The sequence below is a fragment of the Flavobacterium sp. GNP011 genome, from assembly GCF_056428925.1.
In genome coordinates this window covers 1-16,371 of the sequence record NZ_JBWJVJ010000016.1, presented here as the reverse complement: position 1 = coordinate 16,371, position 16,371 = coordinate 1, and the positions used below count along the sequence as shown (strand labels likewise).

Genomic DNA, 16,371 nt, shown 5'->3' with positions numbered 1-16,371 from the left:
TTTAGTTTTAAGATTGTGATGAAAAACGAACAAATATAATAGAAAAAATTAGTTCAACAAGGCTTTTGCATGATTAAGAGCTGAGTCTGTAACGGCTGTTCCTGATAACATTTGCGCTATCTCAACTACTCTTTCATCAGTGGTTAATAACTTTAATTCTGATTGTGTATCATCGTCAATTGTAGATTTAAACACTTTAAAATGCGCATCTCCCTTAGCCGCAATTTGAGGCAAATGGGTAATTGCGAAAATTTGCATCGATTGACTCATTTGTTTCATGATTTCTCCCATTCTAATAGCTATTTCTCCTGAAACTCCGGTATCAATTTCATCAAAAATTAAAGTTGGCAATTTTGAATATTGTGCTAAAATAGCCTTAACAGCCAGCATGATACGAGACATTTCTCCTCCAGATGCTACTTTTTTCAATATCCCGAAATCAGTTCCTTTATTTGCAGAAAACAAGAATTGAAGCTCGTCTTTCCCGTTTGCAAAAAATGATTCTGATGTTGATAAAATAATATTAAATCGAACATTAGGCATTCCCAGCGTACTTAAAATTTGAATTAATTGCTCAGTTAAAACAGGTATAGCAGCGGACCTATTATTGCTTATATCTAATGCTAACTTGTTAAGATCATTCTTTTTCTTTTCTATGGAAACCGATAAATTTCCAATTTCATCTTCCATACTACCAAGCTCCATGACAGCATTTTCAAGTTGAGATTGAATTACTAATAACTCTTCAACAGTAGCAACTTGGTGCTTTTTTTGAAGACTGAAAATTAGTTGTAATTTTTGACTTATTAAATTTAGTTGCTCTGGATCGTTGATTAATCTATCCGAAAGACGAACCATCTCCTCTGTAATATCATCAAACTCTATTGTAATACTTGTAATTCGGTCAAGCAAAGATTGGTATTCAGTTGAAAACGAGGCAATTTTTTGAACCGAATTTTTAATTTCGTTCAGATTGTATAATACTCCTATTTGTTCTTCATTGGCTATAGCCAAAGATTTACTCATAGATTCTTTAATAATCTCTACATTATTTAGCTTCTCAAAATCAGATTCTAAAATTTCTTGTTCACCAGATTTTAATTTAGCCTCAACAAGTTCATTTAGCAAAAAGGTATTGTATTCTTGCTCTTTCTTAGCTTCACTTTGTTTTTTTAATAATACATTTAATTTTGATGTATCCGATTTGTACCCTTTTAAAAGCAATTGATATTTAGTAATAATCTCCTTATTACCTGCTATTACATCTATAATATCAAATTGAACATTTTCATCTGAAAGTTCTTGAGTTTGCTGTTGCGAATGAATGTCAAGTAAAAAAACACTCAAATCTTGTAATTCTTGAAGATTTACAGGACTGTCATTTACAAAAGCTCTAGATTTCCCCGAAGGCAAAATTTCACGTCTGATAATGGTATCATTTTCAAAATCCAAGTCATTCGATTCAAAAAAGGAATTTAAACTGTATTTTGAAATATCGAAGTGAGCTTCAATTACACATTTTTCTTCTTTGTTTTTTAGCGAAGTTAAGTCGGCTCTTTTTCCTAAAACAAGACCTAGAGCACCTAAAATTATAGATTTACCTGCTCCTGTTTCTCCTGTTATAATAGAAAAACCGCTAGAAAAATCAATAGTTAATTTCTCTATCAAAGCATAGTTTTTTATCGAAAGTGACGTTATCATGTAATTGTTATTTGGAAATAGGTGTACAAATATAGTAAACCCTAGAATTTAATAGAAGACCATTTACTTGAATTCAATGGTGACGTTTTGTTGAGACCATCAACTAAATCTGAAATAGGGATGCTCGGACCTCCTGAAAATATAGAGACGATTTCATCCGATTTGGCGTCAAAAAAAACACGAGTTAAAAAAGCATTTGGTCGTGATCCACTAATTTTAGACAAACCAGCTAGTGCAAGTTTTACTTTTTCTTTTCCAAGTTTCAAATCCTGACTCATTATATCTAGACCCAAATGATAATCCAACATTGTCTCTCTAATTTGTTTAAAAGGGGGTGCTAATAAATCGTTTATTAAAAAAAAGCGGTTTTGATTCCCATCAGCTTGACTCCAACCTCGAGCACCACTTTGTTGGGCAACATTACAAATATTTTGAGCAATCTCTAAATTTGGATTACCTGATTCTAACACAAACGTATCAGCATCCAAACCTAAAATTAAATAACTGTAAAAAGCCACAACTGACACCAAGTTTGAATCAAATGAAGCTGGATTGAAAAATATATTTTCAAACTCTATATATCTAAAATTAAAATCCTTATCGTTAAAATTGAAAACTGGTGACGCGTATGTAGAATTAAAAGTAGGCCTAGAAGACTGCACTTGTATGCTCGCTGTAAACTGATCTGCACTATTAGAAAGAATAGTAATATACATAGAGCAGTTTATTTTTTCAACTTGCTTCATGGGTTGTCCTGTCCAATCAGTTTTGTTTACAAATTCATTTAATGAGGTTTGTAGTGTTTTAAAAACTTGTTGATTGGTGGCACTCAATCGTTGTGAATCAACCGTAACTGTACAGTTTAACTGTTGCGAATGAACAATTCCACAAATAAAGAATAACAAAAAAGGGATTATTTTATTCATCTTCAAATTTCTGCTATACGATTATGTTTTGATTAAATTGAATTGAAAAATAGAATTATAACTTTATTTCAAAATATTGACTTACTTTATCCATAATATCATCTGCAACTTTTTCTTTGGATTTTAAATCCATTGGAGATACTTGGAATGATTGATCTATAAAAGTTACTTTATTCGTTAGCTTTCCAAAACCTGCACCTTGATCTTGTAACGAATTAAGAACGATCAAATCTAAGTTTTTTTTCTTGATTTTCAACTTTGCATTTTCAATTTCATTTTCAGTTTCTAATGCAAAACCTATTAAAAACTGATTTTTTTTCTTTTCTCCCATGGAAGCAAGAATATCTTTAGTTTTTTCTAGTTCAATTGTAAAGCTTTCTTCTGTTTTTTTAATTTTTTGTTCAGCAATATTTTTCGGTCTATAATCAGCAACTGCTGCGGCTGCAATGGCAACATCAACTGAATCATATACATTATGACATGCCTGATACATATCCTCAGCAGATACTACTGGTATCACTTGTATCAAACTATTACTAACTTTAAAATGTGTAGGTCCTGTGATTAAGTAAACTGTTGCTCCTCTATTTGCTGCACTAATTGCAATATCAAAACCCATTTTACCAGATGAATGATTCCCAATAAAACGAACTGGATCTATAGCTTCATAAGTTGGACCAGCGGTAATTAAAATTTTTTTTCCTTTTAGTGGTAACTTACTATTTAAATCATTTTCAATAAACGCAATAATATTTTCAGGCTCAGCCATTCGGCCTTCACCAGATAAACCGCTAGCCAATTCACCTGTTTCGGCAGGAATTAAAATATTACCATAACGAATTAACGATTCAAAACTTTTTAAAGTAGAATCATGTTTATACATGTCTAGATCCATTGCTGGTGCAAAGTAAACAGGACATTTTGCTGATAGATAGGTAGCAATTACAAGATTATCACAAGTTCCATTAGTCATCTTAGACAATGTATTTGCAGTTGCCGGAGCAACTATCATTAAATCAGCCCAAAGTGCTAATTCAACATGATTGTTCCACTGCTCATTATCATTTTCTTGATCATAAAAATTAGAGTGAACTGGATTTTTTGATAGAGTAGATAACGTAAGTGGTGTCACAAAATCCTTAGAAGCAGGTGTCATTATCACTTGGACATGTGCACCTGCTTTAATAAAAAGTCGTACTAATGTAGCTGTTTTATAGGCTGCAATTCCACCAGAAATTCCAAGTAGAACTTTCTTACCTTGTAAAACTGACATCGTACTAATTATTTGTTTGAATCTCTATGATATATTTTACCATCTAACCATTCCTGAACTGCTAAAGCATGTGGTTTAGGTAATTTTTCATAAAATTTAGAAACTTCAATTTGTTCTTTATTTTCAAAGACTTCTTCAAGACTATCATTATAAGTAGCAAACTCTTCTAATTTCTCTGTCAATTCTTTTTTGATTTCAGAGTTAATTTGATTTGCTCTTTTAGCCATAATCGTTATTGCTTCATATACGTTACCCGTTGGTTCTTCAATTACAGTTTTGTTGTAAGTAATTGTGTTTACAGGAGCATTCGTCTTTTTTAAATCCATGACTTTATTTATTTAGTAAAATTTTGTAACTCTTTTTCTATTCTCACTAACATGTCGTTAGCTTCTTTTTTGTATTTTGTTTCTGGGTTAAATTTCACCAAGTTAGCTTGTGCAACTTTAGCAACATTTAACCTCTCTTGCATTTTTGAAGGAATACTGTTAATGGCTAGTTGATAGGCCGAATCCAGTTTGTAATACAAAGCGTCTTCTTTGTATTTCGTACCTGGATAATCAACTATAAAATTTTCAAGTGAAACTATTGCTGATTTATAATCAGAAATGGTGTGATACCCTTTTGCGTTTTGATATACTTTTTTCTCGATTTTTTCACTCAAATCCTTTACTACTAAATTAGCCTCTTTTGCATATTGTGAATTTGGATATGCATCTATAAAGTTTTGAAGTTTATCTAATGCCTTGTTAGTATCCGTTTGATCCAAACTATAAACAGGAGATAACATCGAATAACTTTTTGCTCCTAAATAGGCTGCCTCTTCCAGTTTTTCGCTTTTAGGATAACCAGAGACAAAATTATCAAACTGATACCCTGCTAAGTAATATTGCTTTGTTTTGTAATAGGACTGCGAAAACATAAAAAATAGTTTTTCAGCTTGCGGTTTTCCTCTGTATGCAGGCGCTATTTGTTCAAAAATCCTTAATGCTTTAGAGTATTTACCAGCATCATATAACTTGGTTCCCATTTCAAATTTCACAGCAACATCCTCAGATTTTAATGCTTTTTGATATTCATTACAAGAGCTGAGTAAGGCAACAGTTAAAACGAGATATATTATTTTTTTCATTTTCATATTTTATAATGATTTGCAAGCTAAAAAAACCTACCTATCATTCCGAAGTTTCGGTGGCAAATTTAGGTATTAATTCAGCGAATACAAAATATATTTTTTTTGTTAAAAAAATCGATTTCAAAAAGCTATCCGTTGATTTTTTTTACAAATGTATCAATTCTTTTTTCTAGTGATTCATCCACGGTTACTAATGGTAATCTTACCGTATTTGAAGCAATTCCTAAGGATTGAAAGATTTGCTTAATTCCTGCAGGATTTCCTTGTTCAAAAATCATATCAATGCTATCAGCAAGTAGGTATTGGGTTTTAAAAGCTTCGTCAACTTTGCGTTCTAAACCAAGTCGAATCATATTTGAAAATTCCCTTGGGAAACCTTGACCAATCACAGAGATCACACCTGCTCCTCCCGCCAACACCATTGGTAAAGCAATCATATCATCGCCAGAAATTACTAAAAAGTCCGATGGTTTATTCTGTATCAAATGCATGGCTTGCACTAAATCACCAGCTGCCTCTTTTATAGCCACTACATTTTTAAATTCATGAGCTAAACGCAATACAGTACTTGGCAGCATATTACTTGACGTTCTTCCTGGAACATTATACAAAATTACAGGTATCGGAGATGCCTGTGCAACTGCTTTAAAATGCTGATAAATTCCTTCTTGAGTTGGTTTATTATAATATGGTGATACAGATAAAATTGCCGTAAATGCTGATAAATCTCTAGTCTCTAACTCTGCAACAACCTTAGCAGTATTGTTTCCTCCTACTCCTAAAACAAGTGGCAATACACCATTATTAGCTTCAATGACAGTTGCTATAACTAGTTCTTTCTCCTCTTGTGATAAAGTAGCATTCTCTGCAGTAGTACCTAATACTACCAGATATTCTATTCCACCTTCAATGGAATAATTGACTATTCTTTTTAAAGCATCAACATCTATTGAAAAATCGCTTTTAAAAGGAGTTACAAGAGCAACACCTGTACCTATTAATGATTGCATATTGAATTATATTTTATTTAGTAATTTTAAAATTTTAAAAAACTCTTTTACAAAAACCACATAATTTTCAAGAGTAGTTTGTATGGTAAAATGATGTAATCGAGTATCAACTGAAGCAAAACCTACTTTAAAACCAGCCTTTGTTAAATGTGTAAGTTGCATTAAAATAGCCTCTTCTAGATCATAATAACTTATTAACACATCATACTTTTTACTCAAAAACTCTTTTGGAGCAATACCACTAAACTCTCCGTTCCATTGTAAATGAGCGTGTTCCAAATTCGGAAACTCATCTTTAATTTGATTGACCGAATCTTTATTAAGCTGAAGGATAGCTATATTTTCACGAAGAATTCCTCCCAACACAAGTTCCTTAATCAAAAGTTTTGTTTTTGAAAAACCAACTCCATCAACTAGAACTCCAATAGTTTTTACCGATGAAGGTACCACCAAAAGAGATGAACTTTGTAATTTTTTATTTAATGTTTTTTTTACCCAAAAATTTTTAATGTGATTCAAAAACATATTACTTTTACCTGATTACAAAATTAATTAATAAAGTCGCATTTAAAATGGTAAATCTAAAAAAGTATAACGATGTTTCTAAACTTTTTGTTATATTCTTAACATTTTTTTTTATTGCATCCTGCAGTAAACAAAGTTACACTGTTACTAAAATAGAAGGTAAAAGAGTTACAGTAACTGATAAACAAGGAACAAACCTTGAAATAGAAAATTTTGTCAAACCTTATAGAGAGCATATCAATAAAGATCTTGACAGCGTACTTGCTTATTGTCCAGAAACATTAGATAAAAGCAACGGAAAATGGCAAACAAAAATTGGCAATCTTATGGCTGATGTGACTTTGTCACGTGGAAATATTGTTTTTCAGGCCAGAGAAAAAAAGAAAATTGATATTTGTATTTTAAATAGCGGCGGAATAAGGTCTATATTACCCAAAGGAAATGTGACGGCAAGAACTGCATTTGAAATCATGCCTTTTGAAAACAGTCTAGTTGTTATTGCCTTAAAAGGGGAACAAATACTTGAGATGGTTACTTTTTTTATTGCTGAAAAAAAACCACATCCATTGGCTGGAATAACCTTTACTATTGATGCTAATAACAATGCTAAAAACATAATGGTTCAAGGAAATCCTTTAGATGCAAACACCACTTATTATGTAGGAACTAATGATTATCTTGCTAATGGTGGTGATAACATGAACTTTTTCAAAAAAGGAATTCAAAAGTTTGATTTAGAATACAAACTTCGTAACATCTTAATCGATTATTTTAAAGAAGTAGATACCATACCTGTGATTGATGATGTTAGAATTACTGAAGAAAAGTAACCTCTAATTTTATTAATGATTTTAAAATAGACACTAGATAACAATACCTTTAAAAAAAAAAAAAACGCACCTGCGTTTACAGCAAAAAAAATAAAAAGAAATCCTAATTCATTTTCAAGAAAATCAATTAGACAAAATATACACGATGAAAAGAAGAGAATTTATAGAAAAAACTGCTGCTGGATCAGCATTATTGAGTTTAGGTTTATCCCTAAGTAGTTTTGATACAACCACAGCAAAACAGCTTACCATTTTACACACTAATGATGTTCACAGTTATATAGATCCATTTCCTGCCGATCATCCTCGTAATGCTAATATGGGCGGAGTAGCACGAAGAGCTGCTCTTATTGAAAGCATTAGAAAAGAAAATCCAAATGTACTTCTACTAGATGCTGGTGATATTTTTCAAGGCACACCCTATTTCAATTACTACGGCGGTGAACTGGAATTTAAATTAATGAGTATGATGCAGTATGACGCCTCCACTATAGGTAATCATGATTTTGACAATGGCGTTGATGGACTGCGCGCTCAAATGCATCACGCAAAATTTGAATTTCTTTCGGCCAATTATGATTTTAAAAATACAGTTATGGATGGATTTGTAAAACCATTCAAAATTTTTAATAAAAACGGCATTAAAGTTGGAGTTTTTGGACTAGGAATTGAACTTGCAGGACTTGTAGATAAAGGCATGTATAAAGAAACTGTTTACAATGATCCTCTAGAAATAGCTCAAGACATGGTTCGAGTTTTAAAACAAGAAAATAAATGCGATATTGTGATTTGTTTGTCTCATTTAGGTTATAAATACAAAGACGAAACAAACAAAATTTGTGATTTGAAACTTGCTGAATTAACACAAGATATTGACTTAATTATTGGCGGACACACGCATACGTTTCTCGATAAACCTTCGGTTGTGAAAAATAAAGTAGGGAAAGAGGTCTTTGTAAACCAAGTGGGATGTTACGGAATTAATTTAGGTAGAATTGATTTTTATGTAGACAATGATAAAACAAAAGTTTTTGAAGGAAAATCAATAGTGGTTTAAATCAAACTAATTATTTTACTTTCTCTTTAAGGTTCTTTTCAGTATCAATTACAAATCGGTAAAAAGAGTAATAACTGCTTACATATAACACCAATCCTAACGGTCTAAAAAACGTGGGTGGAAAAGTAGATAAAAAACATTTTTCAATAAAAACTGTGAAATATAACGCAGTAAATAGTAGCCCGTAAATATACAACCAAGGTGAATAGTTATGTTCATTCATATAATAATTTGATATCACAAGCCCAGCTATAATTGATATTATAATATTTTGAATCATAATTCCATAAAAACTGGATCTATTAATTTCATCAGCGATAGAAAGTAAATATGAAAAAATAAATAAAGTGGGGATAATTGCTATAACTACTGGTATAAAATCTTTTACTTTATTTATTTTTATAATATAAGCAATCAACAAAGACCTATTTATCAATAAACAAATTAGCGCTGAAAGGGAAAAATAAGATGAATTCGGTATTAACAAAACACTCACAATAAATAAAAAAATACTAGCTAAAATAAAAAGTATATTTCTAACTTTTGAAGTAATTAAATACAAGAGCAAAATTAAAAGGGATATAAAAGGTTTAAAAACAAAAAGTATCAATTCAAAAGATATCAATTCAGCAATTACCACAATTAAAGCAAATACAAACATTAAAGTTGTTAACGCCTTTACTATTACACGCCTTTTAACATTATAAAGTTTCATTTTAAGGTTTTAAAAGGTTTAAAAAATCTTCTTCAGAAATAATAGATACATTTAACTTTGTTGCCTTATCCAGTTTTGCCGGACCCATATTATCCCCAGCAACAACATAATCTGTTTTAGCTGAAATGGAACTACCTACTTTTCCTCCATTATCTTCTATCGCTTTTTTTAATTCGTCTCTTGAGAATTTTTCAAAAACTCCCGAAACAACAAATATCTTTCCTGAGAAAATTGTGGTTGCATTTGGATTCACATTTTGAATCAATTCAAATTGAACACCAACATTTTTCAACTTATCTATTATAGCAATATTATTTTCATTTTCAAAAAAAGAAACAACACTTTGTGCAATACGCTCCCCAATTTCATCAACTTGTATTAAATCTGATATTGTTGCAATTTGCAAAGCCTCTATGTTTTTATAATGAAGTGCTAATTTTTTGGCTACTGTTTCTCCCACATACCGTATCCCTAATGCATACAGAACTCTTTCAAAAGGTATGTTTTTTGAATTCAACACACCGTTTACTAGATTTTCAGCTGATTTTTGAGCCATACGCTCCAAGGGTACTATGTGTTCCACCTTTAGATCATAAAGATCTGCATAATTTTGAACCAAATTATTATTGAAAAGTAGCGCAACCGTCTCACCACCTAAACCCTCGATATCCATTGCCTTTCTAGATATAAAATGCTGTATTCGGCCAATAATTTGAGGAGGACAACCATAAAAATTAGGACAGTAATGATTGGCTTCACCTTCATTTTTTATTAATTCTGTTTTGCATTCTGGACATTCTGTAATATAAACCGTTGGTGTTGTATTTTCAGGTCTAAAACTCAAATCTACTGCAATAATTTTTGGAATAATTTCACCACCTTTTTCAACAAATACAGTATCTCCAATTCGTATGTCTAATTTTTCAATTTGATCAGCATTGTGTAGGGAAGCTCTTTTTACAATTGTTCCTGCCAGTTGTACTGGAGACAAATTTGCAACTGGAGTAATAGATCCAGTTCTTCCTACTTGATAAGAAATCGAATTCAATCGAGTAGAAACCTGCTCTGATTTGAATTTGAAAGCTGTTGCCCAACGAGGCACTTTTGCCGTATAACCTAATTCTTGCTGATATTGAATAGAATTAACTTTTATTACGACACCATCTGTTTCATACGGCAAATTATGTCGATACACATCCCAATAATTAAGATAATCCATTACCTCTTCACCTGATTTACAAATCCTAGATTGTTCAGGAACTTTAAATCCCCATTCTTTAGCTTTTACGAAACTTTCAAAATGAGTTTCAAAAAAAGTATTATTTGTTGAATCTATAATAACAGAGTAAATCAAAAAATCCAATGGTCTTTTAGCAACTTCAGTAACATCTTTTAATTTCAATGTTCCACTTGTTGTATTTCTTGGATTCATAAACATTGGCTTACCTTCTTCCAATCTTTCTTCATTAATTTTTTTAAATTCAATAATTGGTAAAACAATTTCTCCTCTTACATAAAAATCAGAAGGAAATTTTCCTTTCAGTTTTTTTGGTATAGATTTAATAGTTTTTATGTTTTCTGTTACATCTTCTCCTGAATAACCATCACCTCTTGTCAAAGCTTGAAATAATTCTCCATTTACATATTGCAAACTTATTGATGCACCATCATATTTTACTTCACAAGTATATTCAAAATTTTCAACTCCTAAAATTCTTTGATTTTTCATCTCCCATTCTTCAATATCCTCTTTCGAATAAGAATTCTCAAGCGAATACATTTTTTCTTTATGCTCAAAAGTCTGAAAAAATTTTGAAGAAGTTTTACCCTTAGCATTTTTATTCTTATTTTCAGGGAATTTAAATCCTACTATTTGAGTTATACTTGTTGGGACGACTTCTCCAATAAGTTCTTCCAAATCTTTTAGAATTTTATACAAAACATCATATTGATAGTCTGAAATCTTACTTACATTTCTTTCATAATAGTTTAAGTTATGCTCTTTTAAACTTTTTCGCATACCTTTTGTTATTGTTTTAACTCCATCAAGTGATATTTTTTTTCCTTTTAAAACAGAAACTAATATCTCCTTATATTTAGAGTTGACTTTAAGTATATCAAAATCAATCCCTCTTTCTTCAGAAAATAAATTCCCATCAATTTGATACAATTCAACTTGCTCTAAAAAAAACTCTTTATAATCCTCTTTATAATCTTCCATCGCTTTTTAATAATATAACACAAAAAATTGGCTATCTTAGTACTTGAAATAAGGTACTAAAATAACCAATTTAAAATTTAAACAATGAATTATCCCTCAATAATTGTATTTATTTGCTGGTATAATTGACCGTCACTTAAAAAAGAACCTTGTTGAATCAATTCAAAAATTGAAGAGTTGCGTTCCTCAGTAAATTCTTTTTTACCTACTTTCATTTCAATTGTATCTGTAAACATATTGTCACTAAGCCATTGCAATCCCTCACGAGTTAAAAAATCAACATCTGGAACCAGAGACTTTAAAACAATAGATTGTACATGTGTATCAAAACAATGAAAAAGAAAAATATGATTTTTAGAAAAATGTTCTAAATAAGTTGCTTTAGAAAGCACGCCTTCCCAAATCAAATCTGAGAAAACATCTAGTTCTTGCTCAGCAACTTCTGGTTTTTCTAATTTTATCTTATCCCACTCTGCTTTGTCTATGGCTTGAGCGGCTAAAAAATTTGTAAATTCCTGCGTCAGTTCTTCAAACTGCTCTTTGGTCAATCGAGTATATTTCATTGTATAATTGTTAATCTAAAATTATAATTCAAAAATGCTTCTTGCGAATGCAAATTTAAAACTTAATCATAAAAAAAGCCTTCTTTTTCAAGAAGGCTTTCATTTAATTTCTAAATAGACTAGAAAATATATCTAATTCCAAACTGTGCTTGCCATCTAGATAATAAACTAGCATCGTAATTGAACGTTTTAGTTTGTGTTCCATTAAAAGTATAAGTTGGAATTTTTGTGTTTTGATCCACAGTAACTCCTATTGGTTGTATACTTGTAGGTACTTGAACCAATCCCCAATCAGAATTCAATAAATTTCCAACATTTAAGATATCAATACTAAACTGAATTGTATTTGTTTTATCTGAACTTGATGAAGGTTTAAAATTATAATCTTGAATTAATTTCATATCCCATTTTCCTCTCCATGGTGCTAATGCTCCATAACGCTCAGCATATTGCCCTCTTCTTTCACTTAAATATTTATCTTGATTGATAAAAGCATCAAATGCTGCACCTTGACCTGCACCTGAGAATACCATTGTATTAATCTGTGCAGTTGTTGGTACATAAATTAAATCATTTGTTCCAGATCCGTCATTATTTACATCACCTCCATAGATATAGTTAAAACGTCCTCCTTGTGCATACTCAAAAAATGTAGAAACTGTGGTAGCCCATTTATCATTTGTACCGTATTTCCATTTTTTAGATGCTACACCAATAAAACGGTGCGTATCTCCGTATTTAGAATTAGACAAAACCGCATTGTTCACATTCCCTAAAGCTGGATTAAATGCAAAAGCGTCACCAGTAATTTCAGCCTCAATTGAATTGACATCTTTAGCTATTAAATAATTATAAGCTAAACTTCCGTATAAACCATTATCAAAAGTTTTTTGTAACTTAAATGATGTGTTTAAAACATATCCTTTATTAGAATTAGTCATCACATAAGCGTTATTTGCGCCTTTATCTGTAGCATTGTAAATTGCTCTATTATCAACACCCGCAAGAATTCCAGATGGGGTTCTTAAACCCCAGTTTTGCACATGAACACCATTTATGTCTTTGTTGTACGACATATCGAATGTAGCAATATAATTATTTTGAAAACGGTGATCTAAACCTAAACTTGATCTCCATACTTGAGGCCACTTAAAGTTTTTATCCATAATTTGAAAAAAACCATCGTCAGCACCACTCACTTGATTTCCTAACCATACAAATGGAAGTTTTCCAGTAAATATACCTGATCCTCCACGTAATTGAGTAGTTTTATCCCCTTTAACATCCCAATTGAAACCCATTCTTGGTGACCAAAGTAATTTATCTGTTGGTAATGTCGTTGAAATTAATGTTTCATTAGCCTTCGTTTTAGGATTATAATACAAAACACTGTTATTTCTTGTAGCTCCGTTTTGAGTGTCAATGTATTTTTGAATTAAATCAGAAGTATCAAAATACAACGGTTTGTCAACTCTTAATCCTAATGAAAGTTTTAAATTATCTGTAATATTCCAATCATCTTGAGCGTATAATGCAGCTTGACCTACATTAAGCTCAGCTAATTTCCAACCATTATCTGCTCCAACTTCAAAATTATTCTTAGCTGCATCAGTAGTTTGTGCATATAATAAATTTTGAGCAATAATACTTGTTGCAAATGGTTTAGCAGCATCATTCAAAAAGTCTTGAACACTAAAGTATGGAGAGAAAAAAGTTCCAGCATATCCATTTGGGTTACCAAAATTGTCGTAACCACCTAAGTTAAATGAATTTTGAAATTGATATTTCTCAAAAGAAGCACCAAAAGTAAAAGCATGTTTACCTGCTGTATAACTTAAATTATTAGTGATTTGAAGAACTTTTTGATCTAGAGTATTGTTGATAGAAAAAGGTTCGTGTCCAGCGATAATGTAATTTGAACCATTACTTTGAATATTAATTACTGGAGCTGGCTCAGAAAAAGGATCTCTAAAATCATTAAAATGAGTATAACCTGCTTGTAATTTATTCGAAACAGTTTCGCTTATTTTTGAATTTAACTCTACTAAAAAAGACCTTAATTCATTGTTAATTTGATATCCAGATTTTTCAAATTGAAGTGTATTTGCATCCGGGCCTCTAAATCCTAAAGCTGATGGATGAGCTGGTTTGTCTTTTGCAGCATTTAAAAAGTTATAAATAACAGCAAGCTTATTGTTGTCATTAATGTTCCAATCTAATTTTACAATTCCTTTATTAGAATTGGTATTGTGCTTAAAACCTTGGTAAGCACCTGTGTTGTAACCCAGTCTACCTAAAGCAGCAGATACTGCAACTAAATCAGATTCTAAAACTCTTGATTCATTTACACCTGTAACACCATCACCATTATTAGCAACAAAATTAGATCCTAAGTCACTACGCTTATCAATTTCATAATTAGCAAAGAAAAACAATTTGTCTTTTACTATCGGACCTCCAAAGCTAAATCCAGCTTGCGTTTGTTCTAAAGAAGGCACAAAAATCTCTTGTCCTTTTATTTTACTTCCTGTTAGATCTTGATTTCTAAAGAAAGCATAAGCAGTTCCATGAAATTCATTGGTACCTGATTTAGTAACTGCATTTACAGATGCACCCGTAAAACCAGATAACGTAACATCATAAGGCGCTGTAGCCACCTGAATTTGTTCTATTGCATCCAATGAAATAGGTTGCGAACCAGTTTGTCCTCCAGGAGTAGCAGCATCTAATCCGAAAGGATTGTTAAAAACGGCTCCGTTTAAAGAATAACTGTTGTATTGATCGTTACGTCCTCCAAAAGAACCTCCACTTGCAGATGGTTCTAAACGTGTAAAATCATCCGCTGACCTTGAGATTGTTGGTAACGAAGTTAATTCTTTTCTTCCAATAGTTGTTTCGGCACCTGTTCTTCCATTTCCGAATACTTTATTCTTAGAACCTGTAACTTTTACTTCAGTAAGCTGTTGGCTCACATCATTAAGTTGCGCATCTAAAATTAAAGCTTTACCTAACTCTAAATATACTTCATTGTATACCTGAGATTCATATCCTACAAAAGAAATAGTAATTTTGTAAGGTCCTCCAATACGCATATTAAGCATATTGTACCTACCGTCTACATTTGAAACTCCAGAATACTTAGATCCTGTAGGTGTGTGAATAGCTAAAATAGTGGCGCCTGGTAGTGTTTCACCCGCTGTACTTTTTACAATTCCTTTAATACTTGATGTTGTAGTTTGTCCCATCATGGTAACAGTACTACAAAAAATCAGAAGTAGTGTAATAATTTTTTTCATTTGTTTAATTGTGTGTTATTTGTGCCACAAAATTAAGCAAAAAAAAATCACTCCGAAGAGTGATTTTACTATTTCTTTAACAAAAAGTTAAGGAAATTTTATTTTTCTGCAACGATTTCATAGTCTAATTCAACTATAACATCTCTGTGTAAACGAACACTTGCATTGTATTTACCAGTACGCTTAACAATACCGCTAGTGATAAATTTTCTATCAATTGTTTGACCACCTTTAGCTAATGCTTCAGCAATGTCAATATTAGTAATAGAACCAAATAATTTTTCACCACCTGCCTTAGCAAATATTTTAATTTCAATAGCTTTTAAAGCTTCACCTAAAGCTTTTGCATCAGCAACTACTTTAGCTTCTTTGTGAGCTCTTTGCTTTAAGTTTTCAGCTAATACTTTCTTTGCAGATGAAGTAGCTAATTGAGCAAATCCTTGTGGAATTAAATAATTACGACCATAACCGTTTTTTACAGTTACTACATCATCTTTAAATCCTAAATTTTGAACATCTTGTTTTAAAATAAGTTCCATGTTGTTGTCCTTTATTATAGAAGTTAGGTTTCAAGATTAGAAAACCAACAACTGAGTTTTAATATTATTTAAGTAAATCCGCCACGTAAGGCATCAAAGCAATGTGACGTGCTCTTTTCACAGCAACTGAAACTTTTCTTTGGTATTTCAATGAAGTTCCTGTTAAACGACGTGGTAAAATTTTACCTTGCTCATTAACGAATTTCAATAAGAAATCAGCATCTTTGTAATCAATATACTTGATACCTGATTTTTTGAAACGACAATACTTTTTAGTTTTGTTAGTTTCTATGTTCAAAGGCGTTAAATATCTAATATCTCCGTCTTTTTTTCCTGAAGCCGATTGTTGTAATGTTGCCATAATAATTAAGCTTTTGTAGATTTTAATTTAGTTCTTCTTCTCTCAGCCCATGAAATAGCATGTTTGTCAAGACTTACAGTCAAGAAACGCATTACTCTTTCGTCACGTCTAAATTCAGTTTCAAAAGCGATAAGAACCTCACCAGCTACTTTAAACTCGAATAAATGGTAAAAACCACTTTTCTTGTTTTGAATTTCGTAAGCCATTTTTTTAAGACCCCAG

General features: G+C 31.4%; 15 protein-coding genes. 2 read left to right on the top strand and 13 right to left on the bottom strand.

Annotated features, from left to right (window positions below):
* Positions 1-48 precede the first annotated feature (48 nt).
* The 7 genes from recN to AC061E_RS12725 all read right to left on the bottom strand — a co-directional run bounded on the left by recN (position 49) and on the right by AC061E_RS12725 (position 6,561).
* The gene (gene recN, locus AC061E_RS12755) at positions 49-1,701 is read right to left on the bottom strand and encodes a DNA repair protein RecN (RefSeq protein WP_478286579.1); all 1,653 of its coding nucleotides are present in this window, start codon (positions 1,699-1,701) and stop codon (positions 49-51) included.
* A 41-nt stretch (positions 1,702-1,742) separates the two neighbouring features.
* A complete protein-coding gene (porD, locus tag AC061E_RS12750) occupies positions 1,743-2,627 on the bottom strand; it encodes a type IX secretion system protein PorD (protein WP_478286578.1) in 885 nt (294 codons plus the stop codon).
* A 55-nt stretch (positions 2,628-2,682) separates the two neighbouring features.
* The gene (gene coaBC / locus AC061E_RS12745) at positions 2,683-3,900 is read right to left on the bottom strand and encodes a bifunctional phosphopantothenoylcysteine decarboxylase/phosphopantothenate--cysteine ligase CoaBC (RefSeq protein WP_478286577.1); all 1,218 of its coding nucleotides are present in this window, start codon (positions 3,898-3,900) and stop codon (positions 2,683-2,685) included.
* An 8-nt stretch (positions 3,901-3,908) separates the two neighbouring features.
* On the bottom strand, positions 3,909-4,226 hold the full coding sequence (locus tag AC061E_RS12740; RefSeq protein ID WP_026709525.1) for a DNA-directed RNA polymerase subunit omega: 318 nt from the start codon (positions 4,224-4,226) through the stop codon (positions 3,909-3,911).
* An 8-nt stretch (positions 4,227-4,234) separates the two neighbouring features.
* Positions 4,235-5,029, bottom strand: coding sequence for an outer membrane protein assembly factor BamD (locus tag AC061E_RS12735; protein WP_478286576.1), 795 nt, complete (start codon positions 5,027-5,029; stop codon positions 4,235-4,237).
* Between the two features lie 131 nt (positions 5,030-5,160).
* On the bottom strand, positions 5,161-6,042 hold the full coding sequence (gene dapA, locus AC061E_RS12730) for a 4-hydroxy-tetrahydrodipicolinate synthase (RefSeq protein WP_478286575.1): 882 nt from the start codon (positions 6,040-6,042) through the stop codon (positions 5,161-5,163).
* 6 nt (positions 6,043-6,048) lie between these two features.
* Positions 6,049-6,561, bottom strand: a complete 513-nt coding sequence (locus AC061E_RS12725) for a DUF6913 domain-containing protein (protein WP_478286574.1) — start codon at positions 6,559-6,561, stop codon at positions 6,049-6,051.
* Positions 6,562-6,614: 53 nt separating this feature from the next.
* On the opposite strand from AC061E_RS12725, the gene AC061E_RS12720 reads away from it, so the two are divergent.
* Together AC061E_RS12720 and AC061E_RS12715 are read left to right on the top strand one after the other, a co-directional pair.
* On the top strand, positions 6,615-7,397 hold the full coding sequence (locus AC061E_RS12720) for a 5'-nucleotidase C-terminal domain-containing protein (protein WP_478286573.1): 783 nt from the start codon (positions 6,615-6,617) through the stop codon (positions 7,395-7,397).
* A 145-nt stretch (positions 7,398-7,542) separates the two neighbouring features.
* Positions 7,543-8,454 (top strand): bifunctional metallophosphatase/5'-nucleotidase, encoded by a 912-nt coding sequence (locus AC061E_RS12715; protein ID WP_478286572.1) that lies wholly within the window; start codon positions 7,543-7,545, stop codon positions 8,452-8,454.
* A gap of 716 nt (positions 8,455-9,170) precedes the next feature.
* On the opposite strand, the gene ligA is transcribed toward AC061E_RS12715, so the two are convergent.
* The 6 genes from ligA to AC061E_RS12685 form a co-directional block, all read right to left on the bottom strand.
* The gene (gene ligA / locus AC061E_RS12710) at positions 9,171-11,189 is read right to left on the bottom strand and encodes an NAD-dependent DNA ligase LigA (RefSeq protein ID WP_478286649.1); all 2,019 of its coding nucleotides are present in this window, start codon (positions 11,187-11,189) and stop codon (positions 9,171-9,173) included.
* A gap of 290 nt (positions 11,190-11,479) precedes the next feature.
* The gene (locus AC061E_RS12705; RefSeq protein WP_478286571.1) at positions 11,480-11,953 is read right to left on the bottom strand and encodes a DUF6495 family protein; all 474 of its coding nucleotides are present in this window, start codon (positions 11,951-11,953) and stop codon (positions 11,480-11,482) included.
* 119 nt (positions 11,954-12,072) lie between these two features.
* Positions 12,073-15,249, bottom strand: coding sequence for a TonB-dependent receptor (locus AC061E_RS12700; protein WP_478286570.1), 3,177 nt, complete (start codon positions 15,247-15,249; stop codon positions 12,073-12,075).
* 98 nt (positions 15,250-15,347) lie between these two features.
* Positions 15,348-15,788 carry a 50S ribosomal protein L9 gene (rplI, locus tag AC061E_RS12695; protein ID WP_086454223.1) on the bottom strand — a complete coding sequence of 147 codons (441 nt, stop codon included), beginning with the start codon at positions 15,786-15,788 and terminating at the stop codon, positions 15,348-15,350.
* Positions 15,789-15,852: 64 nt separating this feature from the next.
* Positions 15,853-16,149 (bottom strand): 30S ribosomal protein S18, encoded by a 297-nt coding sequence (gene rpsR / locus AC061E_RS12690; RefSeq protein WP_086454224.1) that lies wholly within the window; start codon positions 16,147-16,149, stop codon positions 15,853-15,855.
* Positions 16,150-16,154: 5 nt separating this feature from the next.
* On the bottom strand, positions 16,155-16,371 hold a 217-nt coding region (locus tag AC061E_RS12685; RefSeq protein WP_478286569.1), incomplete at its 5' end, for a 30S ribosomal protein S6.

Coding starts and splice junctions, on each gene's coding strand:
- AC061E_RS12720 (WP_478286573.1), top strand. CDS start 6,615: ATGGTAAATCTAAAAAAGTATAACGATGTTTCTAAACTTTTTGTTATA.
- porD (WP_478286578.1), bottom strand. CDS start 2,627: ATGAATAAAATAATCCCTTTTTTGTTATTCTTTATTTGTGGAATTGTT.
- dapA (WP_478286575.1), bottom strand. CDS start 6,042: ATGCAATCATTAATAGGTACAGGTGTTGCTCTTGTAACTCCTTTTAAA.
- rpsR (WP_086454224.1), bottom strand. CDS start 16,149: ATGGCAACATTACAACAATCGGCTTCAGGAAAAAAAGACGGAGATATT.
- coaBC (WP_478286577.1), bottom strand. CDS start 3,900: ATGTCAGTTTTACAAGGTAAGAAAGTTCTACTTGGAATTTCTGGTGGA.
- rplI (WP_086454223.1), bottom strand. CDS start 15,788: ATGGAACTTATTTTAAAACAAGATGTTCAAAATTTAGGATTTAAAGAT.
- AC061E_RS12700 (WP_478286570.1), bottom strand. CDS start 15,249: ATGAAAAAAATTATTACACTACTTCTGATTTTTTGTAGTACTGTTACC.
- ligA (WP_478286649.1), bottom strand. CDS start 11,189: ATGCGAAAAAGTTTAAAAGAGCATAACTTAAACTATTATGAAAGAAAT.
- AC061E_RS12705 (WP_478286571.1), bottom strand. CDS start 11,953: ATGAAATATACTCGATTGACCAAAGAGCAGTTTGAAGAACTGACGCAG.
- recN (WP_478286579.1), bottom strand. CDS start 1,701: ATGATAACGTCACTTTCGATAAAAAACTATGCTTTGATAGAGAAATTA.
- AC061E_RS12715 (WP_478286572.1), top strand. CDS start 7,543: ATGAAAAGAAGAGAATTTATAGAAAAAACTGCTGCTGGATCAGCATTA.
- AC061E_RS12740 (WP_026709525.1), bottom strand. CDS start 4,226: ATGGATTTAAAAAAGACGAATGCTCCTGTAAACACAATTACTTACAAC.
- AC061E_RS12735 (WP_478286576.1), bottom strand. CDS start 5,029: ATGAAAAAAATAATATATCTCGTTTTAACTGTTGCCTTACTCAGCTCT.